General features: G+C 71.3%; 9 protein-coding genes and 1 tRNA gene. 5 read left to right on the forward strand and 5 right to left on the reverse strand.

Features of this window, described 5'->3' with window-relative positions; all coding sequences use genetic code 11:
• Positions 1-23 precede the first annotated feature (23 nt).
• Both H036_RS0110220 and H036_RS0110225 read right to left on the reverse strand, forming a co-directional pair.
• Positions 24-3,434, reverse strand: a complete 3,411-nt coding sequence (locus tag H036_RS0110220) for a pyruvate carboxylase (protein ID WP_017934692.1) — start codon at positions 3,432-3,434, stop codon at positions 24-26.
• A gap of 150 nt (positions 3,435-3,584) precedes the next feature.
• Complete coding sequence (locus H036_RS0110225) at positions 3,585-5,375, reverse strand: acetyl/propionyl/methylcrotonyl-CoA carboxylase subunit alpha (RefSeq protein ID WP_017934693.1); 1,791 nt, start codon at positions 5,373-5,375, stop codon at positions 3,585-3,587.
• A 113-nt stretch (positions 5,376-5,488) separates the two neighbouring features.
• Here H036_RS0110225 and H036_RS0110230 point away from each other — a divergent pair, with 113 nt between their 5' ends.
• The 3 genes from H036_RS0110230 (at position 5,489) to H036_RS0110240 (ending at position 8,656) form a co-directional block, all read left to right on the forward strand.
• Positions 5,489-6,055, forward strand: a complete 567-nt coding sequence (locus tag H036_RS0110230; protein ID WP_157417244.1) for a GtrA family protein — start codon at positions 5,489-5,491, stop codon at positions 6,053-6,055.
• A 49-nt stretch (positions 6,056-6,104) separates the two neighbouring features.
• A complete protein-coding gene (locus tag H036_RS0110235; protein WP_017934695.1) occupies positions 6,105-7,139 on the forward strand; it encodes an Lrp/AsnC family transcriptional regulator in 1,035 nt (344 codons plus the stop codon).
• Between the two features lie 260 nt (positions 7,140-7,399).
• A complete protein-coding gene (locus H036_RS0110240; RefSeq protein WP_017934696.1) occupies positions 7,400-8,656 on the forward strand; it encodes an amidohydrolase in 1,257 nt (418 codons plus the stop codon).
• Between the two features lie 32 nt (positions 8,657-8,688).
• Here the strand turns inward: H036_RS0110240 and H036_RS0110245 are convergent, their stop codons facing one another.
• Together H036_RS0110245 and H036_RS0110250 are read right to left on the reverse strand one after the other, a co-directional pair.
• Positions 8,689-9,306 carry a Maf family protein gene (locus H036_RS0110245; protein WP_017934697.1) on the reverse strand — a complete coding sequence of 206 codons (618 nt, stop codon included), beginning with the start codon at positions 9,304-9,306 and terminating at the stop codon, positions 8,689-8,691.
• A gap of 35 nt (positions 9,307-9,341) precedes the next feature.
• Entirely contained in the window at positions 9,342-9,764 is a 423-nt protein-coding gene (locus H036_RS0110250) for a hypothetical protein (RefSeq protein WP_017934698.1), read from the reverse strand.
• A gap of 103 nt (positions 9,765-9,867) precedes the next feature.
• On the opposite strand from H036_RS0110250, the gene H036_RS0110255 reads away from it, so the two are divergent.
• A tRNA-Leu gene (locus H036_RS0110255) sits at positions 9,868-9,941 on the forward strand.
• Positions 9,942-10,011: 70 nt separating this feature from the next.
• Complete coding sequence (locus H036_RS0110260; RefSeq protein ID WP_017934699.1) at positions 10,012-12,900, forward strand: aminotransferase; 2,889 nt, start codon at positions 10,012-10,014, stop codon at positions 12,898-12,900.
• A 49-nt stretch (positions 12,901-12,949) separates the two neighbouring features.
• Here H036_RS0110260 and H036_RS25350 read toward each other — a convergent pair whose 3' ends face one another.
• Positions 12,950-13,102: a hypothetical protein gene (locus H036_RS25350; protein ID WP_017934700.1), complete on the reverse strand. Its 153-nt coding sequence runs from the start codon at positions 13,100-13,102 to the stop codon at positions 12,950-12,952.
• Positions 13,103-13,189: the final 87 nt, after the last annotated feature.

Below are 13,189 nucleotides of genomic sequence, written 5' to 3' on the forward strand. Positions count from 1 at the left end.
AGGTCAGGTACGTCGGGACCGGGTCAGCCGAGCACCAGCACCAGGTCGCCGCCCTCGACGGGCTGGGTGCCGCTGAGTGCGATCCGGCGGACGGTACCGCCGACGGGTGCGGTGATCGCCGCCTCCATCTTCATCGCCTCGATGGTGGCCACGGTGTCGCCCGCGGCGACGGTGTCGCCGACGCTGACACCGACCGTCACCACGCCCTGGAACGGAGCCGCGACCTGGCCCGGCACGGCGGTGTCGGCCTTCTCGGCGGCCGCGACCTCGGCGGAGACCGAGCGGTCGCGTACCGAGACCGGTCGCAGCTGGCCGTTGAGGGTGGCCATGACGGTGCGGTAGCCGCGCTCGTCGGGCTCGGAGACGGCTTGGAGGCCGACGAACAGCTGCACGCCGGGCTCGAGCTCGACCACGTGCTCCTCGCCGGCGCGCAGGCCGTAGAGGTAGTCCAAGGTGGTCAGCACCGACACGTCGCCCCAGGTGGAGCGGGCTTCGGCGAAGTCGCGCGTCGGGCCGGGGAAGAGCAGCCGGTTCAGGGTGGCGCGGCGTCCGGGGATGGTGGTGGCGGCATCGCCGGCCAGGGCCGCCTCGTCCTCGGGCGCGAGCTCCTCCGTGGGCGGGGTCCAGGGCCGCCCCTCGATGGCGCGCGAGCGGAACGGCTCGGGCCAGCCGCCCGGCGGGTCACCGAGCTCGCCGTGCAGGAACCCGATGACGGAGGCGGGTACGTCGTAGCTGGCGGGGTCCTGGGCGAACGCAACCGGATCCGCGCCCGCGGCGACCAGGGCCAGGGCGAGGTCGCCGATGACCTTGGAGGAGGGGGTCACCTTCGGGACGCGGCCGAGGATGTCGTTGGCGGCGGCGTACATGTCCTCGATGTCCTCGAACCGCTCGCCCAGACCCAGCGCGATGGCCTGCTGGCGCAGGTTGGAGAGCTGACCGCCGGGGATCTCGTGGCGGTAGACCCGGCCGGTGGGGGCGGGCAGGCCGGACTCGAAGGGTGCGTAGACGCGGCGCACGGCCTCCCAGTAGGGCTCGATCGCGTTGACCGCGGCCAGGTCCAGGCCGGTGGCGCGCTCGGTGAAGTCGGTCGCGGCGACCAGGGAGGACAGCGGCGGCTGGGAGGTGGTGCCGGCCATCGCGGCGCAGGCGGCGTCGACGGCGTCGACCCCGGCCTCGATGGCGGCGGTGAGGGTGGCGAGCTGGCCGCCGGGGGTGTCGTGGGTGTGCAGGTGCACCGGCAGGTCGAAGTTCTCCCGCAGGGCGGTGACCAGCGTCCGGGCGGCGGGTGCGCGCAGCAGGCCTGCCATGTCCTTGATCGCCAGCACGTGCGCTCCGGCCTCGACGATCTGCTCCGCGAGGCGCAGGTAGTAGTCGAGGGTGTAGAGCTTCTCACCGGGGTTGGACAGGTCGCCGGTGTAGCACAGCGCGACCTCGGCCACGGTCGTGCCGGTGGCGCGGACGGCCTCGATCGCCGGACGCATCTGGGAGACGTCGTTCAGCGCGTCGAAGATCCGGAAGACATCGATGCCGCTCGCGGCGGCCTCGGCCACGAACGCGTTGGTCACCGTGGTCGGGTACGGCGTGTAGCCGACCGTGTTGCGGCCGCGCAGCAGCATCTGCAGGCCGATGTTCGGGACCGCCTCGCGCAGCGCCGCGAGCCGCTCCCAGGGGTCCTCGGACAGGAACCGGAGCGCCACGTCGTACGTCGCACCGCCCCAGGCCTCGAGGGACCACAGCTGCGGGGTGGTGCGGGCGACGTGGCCGGCCACGTCGAGCAGGTCGCGGGTGCGCACCCGGGTGGCCAGCAGCGACTGGTGGGCGTCGCGGAAGGTGGTGTCGGTGACGGCCACGGCGGTCTGGGCGCGCAGCGCCGCTGCGAAGCCCTCGGGGCCGAGCTCGAGCAGCCGCTGCCGGGTGCCGTCGGGGACCGGCGCGGTGACGTCGAGCGCGGCCAGCTTGGTCATCGGGCTGACCGAGACCGGCGCCTCGCCGTGCGGCTTGTTGACGGTGACGTCGGCCAGGTAGGTCAGCAGCTTGGTGCCACGGTCGCCCGATGCCCGCGCGGTGAGCAGCTGCGGGTGGGTCTCGATGAACGAGGTGGTGATCCGGCCCGCGTCGAAGTCGGGGTCGTCCAGCAGCGCCTGCAGGAACGGGATGTTGGTGGCCACGCCGCGGATGCGGAACTCCGCGACCGCACGCCGGGCCCGCTTGACCGCGTCCTCGAAGGTGCGGCCACGGCAGGTGAGCTTGGCCAGCATCGAGTCGAAGTGCGGGCTGATCTCGGCGCCGGTGAACGTCGTACCGCCATCGACACGGACACCCGCGCCACCGGGGGAGCGGTAGGTGGTGATCACGCCCGTGTCCGGGCGGAACCCGTTGGCCGGGTCCTCGGTGGTGATCCGGCACTGCAGGGCCGCACCGCGCAGCTGCACGCTGTCTTGCGAGAGGCCCAGGTCGGCCAGGGTCTCACCGGACGCGATCCGCATCTGGGACTGCACCAGGTCGACGTCGGTGACCTCCTCGGTCACCGTGTGCTCGACCTGGATGCGGGGGTTCATCTCAATGAAGACGTAGTTGCCGGCCGGGTCGAGGAGGAACTCCACCGTGCCCGCACACGAGTAGCCGATCGCCTGGGCGAAGCGGACCGCGTCCGCGCACATCCGCGCGCGCAGCTCCGGGTCGAGGTTGGGCGCCGGGGCGATCTCGACGACCTTCTGGTGGCGGCGCTGGACCGAGCAGTCGCGCTCGAAGAGGTGGATGACGTTGCCCGCCCCGTCGGCCAGGATCTGGACCTCGATGTGGCGCGGCTCGACGACCGCCTGCTCGATGAAGACGGTCGGGTCGCCGAACGCGGCCTCGGCCTCGCGCATGCAGGTCTCGACCGCCTCGCGCAGCTTCGCGTTGTCCTCCCCGGCCTCGTCGACCCGGCGCATGCCGCGACCGCCGCCACCGGCCACGGCCTTGACGAACAGCGGGTACGGGATGGCCTGGGCGGCCTCGATGAGAGCATCCACGTCGGTGGACGGCTCGACGCTGCGCAGGGTCGGTACGCCGGCGGCCTTGGCGGCCGCGATCGCGGTCGCCTTGTTCCCGGTCAGCTCCAGCACCTTCACCGAGGGGCCGATGAAGGTGATGCCCGCCCGAGCGCAGGCTTCGGCCAGTGCGGGGTTCTCCGAGAGGAAGCCGTAGCCGGGGTAGACCGCGTCGGCGCCGGCCTGCACGGCCGCGGCCACGATCGCCTCGGGGTCGAGATAGGTGCGGACCGGGTGACCGAGCTCACCGATCTCGTAGGCCTCGTCGGCCTTGAGACGGTGCTCGGACCCACGGTCCTCGTAGGGGTAGACGGCGACGGTCTTGGCGCCGAGCTCATAGGCCGCGCGGAAAGCTCGGATCGCGATCTCACCACGGTTGGCCACCAGGATTTTCCGGAACATGCGGGCCAACGTATTGGTCGCGGCGGGGCCGGGACAGGGGCGTCTCACTGGGTGCGACGGTGGTGCCCCACGTTACTGGTGAGTTAGGTCTGAGTTGTGAGTGTGGGCGAGGCGCCGGCGCCTCGCCCACACTCACAACTCGCCAGGCTCTCAGTCCTTGATCTCGCAGATGACCGCACCGTTGCCGACGGTCTCGCCCACCGCGGCGGAGAGACCGGTCACGGTGCCGGCCTTGTGGGCCTTGAGCGGCTGCTCCATCTTCATCGCCTCGATGACCACGATGGTCTCGCCCTCGGCGACCTCCTGGCCCTCCTCGACGACGACCTTGACCACGGTGCCCTGCATCGGCGAGGTGACGGCGTCGCCGGAGACGGCGGCACCCGCCTTCTTGCCGCCCGCCCGCTTCGGCTTCTTGGCCGCGCCCGCGGCGGGACCGGCGGACAGGCCGCCCAGCCCTGCCGGGATCACCACGGAGAGCCGCTTGCCGCCGACCTCGACCACGACGGTCTGACGCTCGCCGGCCTCCTCGGCCTCGCCCACCTCGCCGGCGTACGGCGGGATCTGGTTGTCGTAGTCGGTCTCGATCCAGGTGGTGTAGACCGTGAACGCGCCCTCGCCGGTCGGGTTCGAGGCACCGACGTAGGCCGGGTTGGTGAGCACGTCTCTGTGGAACGGGATCACGGTCGGCATGCCGGCGACGACGAACTCGCTCAGCGCGCGGCGCGAGCGCTCGATCGCCTGGGTGCGGTCGCGGCCGGTGACGATCAGCTTGGCGATCAGGGAGTCGAACGCGCCGGGGACGGTCTCGCCCTTCTCGTAGCCACCGTCGACGCGGACGCCCGGGCCCTGCGGCGGGTTCCACTCGGTCAGGGTGCCGGGGGCCGGCATGAAGTTGCGGCCACCGTCCTCGGCGTTGATCCGGAACTCGATCGCGTGGCCCTTGATCTCCGGGTCGCCGTAGCCGAGCTCCTCGCCGGCGGCGATCCGGAACATCTCGCGGACCAGGTCGATGCCGGTGACCTCCTCGGAGACGCAGTGCTCCACCTGGAGGCGGGTGTTGACCTCGAGGAAGCTGATGGTGCCGTCCTTGGCGACCAGGAACTCGCAGGTCCCGGCGCCGACGTACCCGGCCTCCTTCAGGATCGCCTTGGAGGAGTCGTAGAGGCGCTTGAGCTGGTCATCGCTGAGGAACGGCGCGGGGGCCTCCTCGACCAGCTTCTGGTGGCGGCGCTGCAGCGAGCAGTCTCGGGTGGAGACCACCACGACGTTGCCGTGGCTGTCGGCCAGGCACTGGGTCTCGACGTGGCGCGGCTGGTCGAGGAACTTCTCCACGAGGCACTCGCCGCGGCCGAAGGCGGAGATCGCCTCCCGGACCGCCGACTCGTAGGCGTCGGGGATCTCCTCGAGGGTGCGGGCGACCTTGAGACCGCGGCCGCCACCGCCGAAGACCGCCTTGATCGCGACCGGCAGGCCGTTGGCCTTGGCGAACTCGACGACCTCGTCGGCGTCCTTGACCGGGTCCTTGGTGCCCGGCGCGAGCGGGGCGTTGGCCCGCTGAGCGATGTGCTTGGCCTTGGCCTTGTCGCCCAGCGCGTCGATCGCTGCGGGGGAGGGGCCGATCCAGATCAGCCCGGCGTCGATGACGGCCTGGGCGAAGTCGGCGTTCTCGGCGAGGAAGCCGTAGCCGGGGTGGACCGAGTCGGCGCCGGACTGCTGCGCCGCCGCGATGATCTTCTCGATCGAAAGGTAGGAATCGGCCGGTGTCGCGCCACCGAGGGAGTAGGCCTCGTCGGCCAGGCGCACGTGCAGCGCGTCGCGGTCCGGGTCGGCGTAGACGGCGACGGACCCGATGCCCGCGTCCTTGCACGCGCGGATCACGCGGACGGCGATCTCTCCGCGGTTGGCGATCAGCACCTTGGCCAGCGGCTTGCTCAACGTCACTCCTCAATCGGCTCATCGCGCCCAGTCATGGGCGAACGGGGCGACTGTACCGGCCCGACGACTGCGCGGGGTGTGACAGAGGTTACGTACGCGCGACCCGTAGGGTTGGCCCCGTGTCAAGGGTGAGCCGCATCGTCGGCGAGGCGGGGCGGTTCATGGCGGTCGGGGCAGTCTCGACCGCCGTCGCCGTGCTGCTCTACAACTGGCTGGCCTACGAGCCGTACAGCCTGTGGTCGCCGTTGGACCGCCACATCACCACCTCCTACATCGTCTCCCACGCCGTCGGCATGCTTGTCTCCTACGAGCTCTCCCGGCGGTGGACGTTCAAGGACCGCGCCGAGCGCAAGCCGGGCGAGGGCTTCCTCTCCTATGCGGTGATCAACTTCCTCACGATGATCACCATCCCGGTGGGCTGCCTCTGGTTCAGCCGGCACGCGCTCGGCCTGCAGAGCGGCCTGGCCGACAACGTCTCGGGCAACGTGGTGGGGCTGCTGATCTCACAGGTGGCGCGGTTCTACCTGTTCCGCCGGTTCGTCTTCCGCCGGCCGATCCACTACACGGAGGTCTACGACGACCCCCACGTCCTCTCCGGTACGGCGGAGGGCAGCGGGGCCAGTGTGCTCATGGAGGAGCCCACCGTGCAGTCCACGTGTGGCTCGGTGCGGCGACCAGGTTCCTGACCCACGGCAGGCTGACGCGTGGTCCTAGGGTGCTCTGCGAGGAGGACGCATGCGTGAGTCGAAGGAGTCCGCCGAGATCACCGAGACCGACCTCGTGATCATCGAAGCACTGCAGCTGAGCCCGCGGGCCACCTGGGCCCGGATCGGGTCCGCGACCGACGTCGATCCGACGACGGCCGCTCGTCGGTGGCGCCGGCTGGCCGAGTCGGGGATGGCCTGGATCACCGCGTACCAGGTCTCCCACGCCCAACGCCCTTTGCGGGCCGGGTTCGTCGACATCACCTGCCATCCCGAAGCGGTACGGCGGGTGGCCGATGAGCTCGCAAGCTGGCCCGCGGTCGCGAGCGTCGAGCGCACCACGGCGGCGGCGCAGCTGTTCTGCCTGACCTTGGCCGAGAGTCTGTCTGATCTCGACGACCTCGTGCACCGCAACGTTGCCGAGATCCCCGGTGTGACGGGGACCAGCGTGCGCATCGCTACTCGTCCCTATCGCGAAGGCAGCGAGTGGCTGGTGCGCGCGCTCAGCGGCGCGCAGCGCGCACAGCTCACCGACGGCAGCCCCGCGAAGCCGACCACCCGCGACCTCCTGCCCGAGGAGCAGAGCATCGCGATGCCGCTCGGCATCGACGGTCGACGCAGTAGCGCTGAGATCGCCGCCGCGCTCGGCTACCCCGAGGCGCTGGTGCGTCGCCGGATCAGCCGCCTCGTACGCGACCGAGTGCTGCGGTTCCGCTGCGACGTCTCCCATGTGCTCGCCGGTTGGCCGGTCATCGCGCAGCTACGACTGAGGGTTCCCGGTGACAGGCTCGACACGATCGGGAAGGCGTTGGCGACCCTGCCGCAGACCCGGTTGTGCCTGGCCACCACGGGCGCGGAGAACCTGCTGGTGCAGGTCTGGCTGCGATCTCCCGACGAGGTCGCCGACCTCGAGCACACCATCACGCGGCGATTCCCCGAGGTCAGCGTGGGATGCCGCGACATCACCCTACGAGCGGTGAAGCGGATGGGGCGGCTCTTGGACGACCGCGGTCGCAACATCGGCTACGTACCGGTCGCCTCGTGGAGTGCTTCGGCGCGCGCTTGAGCCGTCGCGGACGGGCGGCGGTGTCGGATCGGTGCGTGGCACGAGCACCGGGTGACCGAATCGTGCATCGCGGCCCCGGGTCCGACCAGTTTGCGGCAGGAGAACCTCGACATCGCCCGGCCTGATGAGACTCAGGGAGCCAGGTGGGGCAGTAGCGCCGCGTCGACGCCTCCCCGGCCGGCCATGCGACGGCCGCGGAGGTCTGACCCCCGGGCACGCACCACCACCGGCATCTCTGACACCGAAAGAGGAACCGCACCATGACCCAGACCGCCCGGGACGACACACGCGCGAGCGCCCACCACGACACCGTCCAGCGCGTCCTCGACAGCTGGCGCGACCGCCTGGTGGAGACCAGCCACGAGCTCCACGACGATCCGGAGCTGGCGTTCGAGGAGCACCGCTCGGCACGGGCCGTCGCCGGGCTGCTGGAGTCGGCGGGTCTCCGCACCACCGTCGGCGTCTACGGGCTCGACACCGCCGTCGAGGCGGTTGCCGGATCCGGCTCGCTGACCGTGGTGATCTGCTCGGAGTACGACGCCCTCCCCGGTGTGGGCCACGCCTGCGGTCACAACATCATCGCGACGGCGGGGGTGGGCGCCGCGATAGCCCTTGCGGGCCTCGCCGACGAGCTCGATCTCACCGTCAAGCTGCTCGGGACCCCCGGAGAGGAGGTCGGCGGCGGGAAGGCGCTCATGCTCGAGGCGGGCGCTTGGGAGGATGCCACCGTCTCCGTGATGGTCCACCCCGGGCCGTCGCTGTCGGTGCGCACGCGGGACATGACCACCCAGGGCCGCGACCGCTTCCGCGTCACGTTCACGGGTCGCGCCTCGCACGCCGCGGCGGCACCCCACGTGGGCATCAATGCTGGTGATGCGGCCACCATCCTGCAGGTCGCGGTCGGGCTGTTGCGGCAGCAGCTTCCTGACGGGGTGCGGGTCAGCGCCGTCACCATCTCGGGCGGCGAGGTGTCCAACGTCATCCCCGCCTCTGCAGTGGTCGAGGGCGAGGTGCGCTCGGTCTCCGCCGGCCAGCTGCGCGACCTGAAGACGAAGTTCCTGGCCTGTGTCGAGGGTGCCGCGATCGCCTCCGGCTGTGCTTACGACGTGGCGCCGGTCGACCCGCCGTACCTGCCGCTGGTGCAGCACCCCTTCCTCGCCGACCGCTATGACGCAGCACTGGAGCGTCAGGGTCGCGAGATCGTCGAGCTGCCGCGAGGGATGGGCGGTGGCTCGACCGACATGGGCAACGTCAGTCAGGTGCTTCCTGCTCTTCACCCGGTGATCGCCGTGCTCGGGGCAACCGGCATGCCGCACACCGCCGCCTTCGCCTCCGAGACCGACTCCGTCGCAGCGGACGAGGCGATCGTCGTGGGTGCCTATGGCCTCGCCTGTGCCGTGGTCGACCTCGCCTGCGACCCCGACGCCCGCGCCGAGGTCCTCAAGCTGCAGGGTGAGCGCCCCGTCGGCGCCACCCGGGTTCCGGCGTACCCGTCGGTGGAGGTCGTTGGCTCGTGACGCGGCGCCAACGCTGTAGCGAGGTCAGCTGCTCACGCCGGAGCCCACAGCGCGGTCCACTGGTGGCCCAGCGCGGCGACCAGGTTCCTGACCAGCGGCAGGCTGACGCCGACCACGTTGTGGTGGTCGCCCTCGATCCCGGTCACGAACGCGCCACCGAGACCGTCCACGGTGAAGGCGCCGGCGACGTGCAGTGGCTCGCCTGTCGCGACGTACGCCTCGATCTCGGCGTCGGTGACCTCGGCGAAGTGCACGGTGGTGCTCGCCGAGCGGCTCTCCATCGCCCCGGTCGCGGTGTCGATGAGGGCGTGCCCGGTGACCAGGACGCCGCTGCGGCCGCGCATCGAGCGCCAGCGCTCGACCGCGGCCTCCGCGGTGTGGGGCTTGCCCAGCGGACGGTCCTCATACCCGGGGGCGTCGAGCTCCAGCACGCTGTCGCAGCCCAGCACGAGCGCGCCCGTCGGCACGTCCGACCGCTCGGCCACCGCACGGCACTTCAGCTCGGCCAGACCGAGCGCGAGCTCGCGCGGCGGCAGGCCGTCGAGCTGACTCTCGTCGACTCCGCTGACGAACACCACGGGCTCGATCCCGGCGCTGCGCAGGGTCTGCAGGCGGGCGGGGGACTGCGAGGCCAGCACGAGGGTGGTCATGGCAGTCAGTGTGTCAGTCCTGCGCCCGGAGTCGGTCAGCAGTCGGCGAGGGCTGCGGCGTACACCGTGTCCTCGGCGAACGTGGTCTTGCTCCGGTGGACGTGCTGGCCCGGCTCGGCCCACCACTGCCCCTGGTAGCCGACGAGGCAGTGGTCGGTCTGCGGCTTGACGACGGCCCCGCCGCGCTGGCAGCCGTGGTAGTCCGTCGGCAGCATCGTGCCGGCCTGCCACACGTTCGAGCACAGCGGTACGGCGTCCAGTGCGGGCGTGGTGCCCGAGGCCTTCGGTGCCGCGCTCGGGGCCGCCGTAGGACCGGTCGTGGCGCTCGGGCTTGGCTCGGGCGCCAGCGGATCGGCGGTGGTGCTGCTCGAGCCGCGGGTCGCGAGCACGATGACCGGCAGTGCGATCAGGGCGAGGATGGCGACGGCCCAGCCGGCATACCAGCGCACGTTCGACATGGCGCGCAGGCTAGGCCGAGATCGCGGGTCCGGAGTCGGTCGTGAACCGCTGTTCACCCGATGTTCGTCCGGGCGCTGGCGGGGCCCCTAGGATCTGCCTTGAGCGCCCGTAGCCCAACTGGCAGAGGCATACGGTTTAGGTCCGTACCAGCGTGAGTTCGAATCTCACCGGGCGCACTCCTCAAGGGGCCGCCGCTGTGGAACACTCTGGAAGTGAATGCCATTCATTTTGCAGGAGGAGCGTCCCGTGACCGCTGAACCGTTCGAGCTCGGTGGCCTGTCCCGGCCACGGGTGACGGCCGCCCAGGCCGAACAGGTGGCGGCCCGTTACGGCACCGTGATCGCACCCCTCGTCGAGCTCGGCAGCCAGCAGGATCGCAACTTCCTGATCGAGACCGCGCAGGGCCGGTTCGTGCTCAAGCTGGCCAACGCTGCGACCGGTGCGGCCGAGCTGGAGGCGCAGCACCTGGCGCTGCGCGAGCTGGCCGCGGCCGGCCTCGGCGTACCGCTGCCGGTGGGGGACGCGGACGGTGCCGAGCTGACCGCGACCGAGGTGGAGGGGGAGCGGCTGCTGACCCGGCTGCTGACCTTCGTCGAGGGCGAGCCGCTGATCGACGCGGAGGACTTCGGCGCCGAGCACGCCGCCGTTCTTGGCGACACCGCCGGCCGGGTGGTCGCAGCCCTCATGGACTTCGACCATCCCGGCCTGCACCGGCGCAACCAGTGGGATCTGCGGCTCGCCGGCGACGTTGTCGCCGCGCTGCTCGACCACGTGCCGGACCAGGGTCGTCGGGCACGCCTCGCCGCGGCCCGCGAGGAGGCGCTGCGGCGGCTCGCTCCCGTCGCGGGCCGGCTGCGCGAGCAGACCATTCACGCCGACATCACCGACGACAACGTGGTGCGCGACGCCTCGGGGCGAGTCGGCGTGATCGACTTCGGTGACCTCCAGCGCAGCTGGCGGATCGCCGAGCTCGCCGCCACCTGCGCAGCCACGCTGACCCGCGACCCGGACCCGATGCTGCTGCTCAGCGCGGTGGAGGCCTTCGCCGCCCACGTCGCGCTGGACGACGACGAGCTCACCGCGCTGTGGCCGCTGGTGTGGCTGCGCACCGCCGTGCTGGTCGTCAGCGGTGAGCAGCAGGTCGCCCTCGACGGCGACAACGAGTACGCCGACATCCGCCGTGCAGCCGAGTGGCGCTCCTTCGCCGTCGCCACCTCGTGGGACCCCGACGAGATGGATGCCTTGATCCGGGCCGCCGCCGGCCGGCTCGGCACCCACCAGCACAGCATCGGCCGGCTGCTGCCGGCCACGATGACGCCCGCGATCCTCGATCTCTCGGTGCTCAGCCCTCTTCTGGACGGCGGGGCGTGGTTGGAGGAGGACGTCGAGGACCGGCTCCTCACCGAGAGCGTCGATGCGGGTCGGGCGGCCGTGACGCGTTGGGCCGAGCACCGACTGACCCGGGGCCGGCCGCTCACCCCGCGACATTCCGCTCCGACGCTGGCACTCGCCGCCGACCTGGCCCTGCCCGCCGAGACGGTGCTGACCGCGCCATTCGCCGGCGGTGTCGAGCCGACCGACGACGGGCTGATGCTGCTCGGCGACGGCATCGCGCTGTTCCTGCACGGCGCCCTGGTGCACGCGCCCGTCGGCAGTGCTGAGGGCGCTGTCGCGCAGGGCGCAGAGCTGGCCCGTGCGATCGGTCGGATCCGTGTGCAGCTCAGTGCGCTGTCCGGCGTACGCCCGCCGGCGTTCGTCACGCCGCGCTGCGAGCAGCTGTGGCGCCGGATCAGTCCTGACCCGTCGACGCTGCTCGGCATCGACGTGGCGGCCGAGCCGGTCGATGCCGACGGTGTGTTGCAGCGGCGGGACGCCGCCTACGCGCAGGTGCAGGAGCACTACTACCGCCGACCGCCGCAGATCGAGCGCGGCTGGCGCGAGTTCCTCGTCGACACCACCGCGCAGGTGTACGTCGATGCGGTCAACAACGTCGCCACCCTGGGGCACTCGCACCCGCGCCTCGTCGAAGCGGCATCGCGGCAGTGGGCGCTGCTGAACACCAACTCGCGATTCCACTACGCCGCCGTGGCCGAGCTCGCCGAGCGGTTGGCCGAGCTCGCGCCCGAGGGGCTGGACCACGTCTTCCTGGTCAACAGCGGCAGCGAGGCGGTGGACCTGGCACTGCGGCTGGCCCTGACCGCGACCGGGCGCTCACGGATCGTGGCTGCGCGGGAGGCCTACCACGGCTGGACGATCGGCTCGGACGCCGTCTCCACCTCGCTCGGCGACAACCCCCGCGCGCTGGAGAGCCGACCCGCCTGGGTCGAGCTGATCGACGCGCCCAACCCGGTCCGCGGCACCCACCGCGGCGCCGGCTCGGCGGCCGCCTACCTGGCCGATCTCGACGCCCAGCTCGACGCGCTCGGGCCGGACGGTCGCGGCGAGCTGGCCGGCGTGATCCTGGAGCCGATCTTCGGCAACGGCGGCGGTGTACTGCTCCCGGAGGGGTACGTCGCGGGTGTCTACGAGCGGGTGCGCGCACTGGGCGGGCTGTGCATCTCCGATGAGGTGCAGGTCGGCTACGGCCGGCTCGGCGACCACTTCTGGGGCTTCGAGCAGCAGGGCGCCGTACCGGACATCATCACGATCGCGAAGGCGATGGGCAACGGTCAGCCGCTCGGCGCCGTACTGACGACGCGGGCGATCGCGGAGGCGTTCGCCGCGGAGGGCAGCTTCTTCTCCTCCGCCGGCGGGAGCCCGGTCAGCGCGCGGGTCGGGCTGACGGTGCTCGACGTGCTTCGCGACGAGGCCCTGCAGGACAACGCCCGAGTCGTCGGAGGTCACTTCCGCCAGCGGCTGCTGCAGTTCGCCGAGCGGCACCCGTCGATGGGTGCCGTGCACGGCATGGGCCTCTACCTGGGCGTGGAGCTCGTCTCCGACCGTGCCGCGTTCACGCCCGACGGCGTCCTGGCCGACCGGGTCTGCGAGGAATTGCTGATGCGCGGTTGCATCGTCCAGCCCACCGGAGACCACAAGAACGTGCTGAAGATCAAGCCACCGATGGTCATCACCCGGGAGAGCGTCGACCATGTCTGCGACGCGCTGGACGAGGTGCTGACCGAGCTGGGTGGGTGATCGGCGGTCCGCCGGACGTGTTGCCCCCAACGGATGCCGCCAGCTCCGCTCAGGCCTCCACCGCGTTCTCGCTGAAGTCGAGGACCGGCGGCTGACGCCGGAACATCCCCGTCGAGAGGGCCAGGTAGGCGGCGCCGGTCGCCAGCCAGATCAGGCCGAGGGTGAGGGTGTGGCGCGACAGCGAGGTCCACAGCCACACCATTGATGAAGACCGGCACGACATAACGGAGCGCCCTTAAATGAAAGGTATTCGTTTTCTCGCGGGACACTAGTATTTCCGGACATGACT

The organism is Nocardioides sp. Iso805N (genome assembly GCF_000364605.1).
Classification (GTDB): domain Bacteria; phylum Actinomycetota; class Actinomycetes; order Propionibacteriales; family Nocardioidaceae; genus Nocardioides.

What these genes read in the sequence shown, in the direction of transcription:
- H036_RS0110235 (WP_017934695.1), top strand. Translation starts at nt 6,105, where the DNA reads ATGCGTGAGTCGAAGGAGTCCGCCGAGATCACCGAGACCGACCTCGTG.
- H036_RS0110250 (WP_017934698.1), bottom strand. Translation starts at nt 9,764, where the DNA reads ATGTCGAACGTGCGCTGGTATGCCGGCTGGGCCGTCGCCATCCTCGCC.
- H036_RS0110245 (WP_017934697.1), bottom strand. Translation starts at nt 9,306, where the DNA reads ATGACCACCCTCGTGCTGGCCTCGCAGTCCCCCGCCCGCCTGCAGACC.
- H036_RS25350 (WP_017934700.1), bottom strand. Translation starts at nt 13,102, where the DNA reads ATGGTGTGGCTGTGGACCTCGCTGTCGCGCCACACCCTCACCCTCGGC.
- H036_RS0110220 (WP_017934692.1), bottom strand. Translation starts at nt 3,434, where the DNA reads ATGTTCCGGAAAATCCTGGTGGCCAACCGTGGTGAGATCGCGATCCGA.
- H036_RS0110240 (WP_017934696.1), top strand. Translation starts at nt 7,400, where the DNA reads ATGACCCAGACCGCCCGGGACGACACACGCGCGAGCGCCCACCACGAC.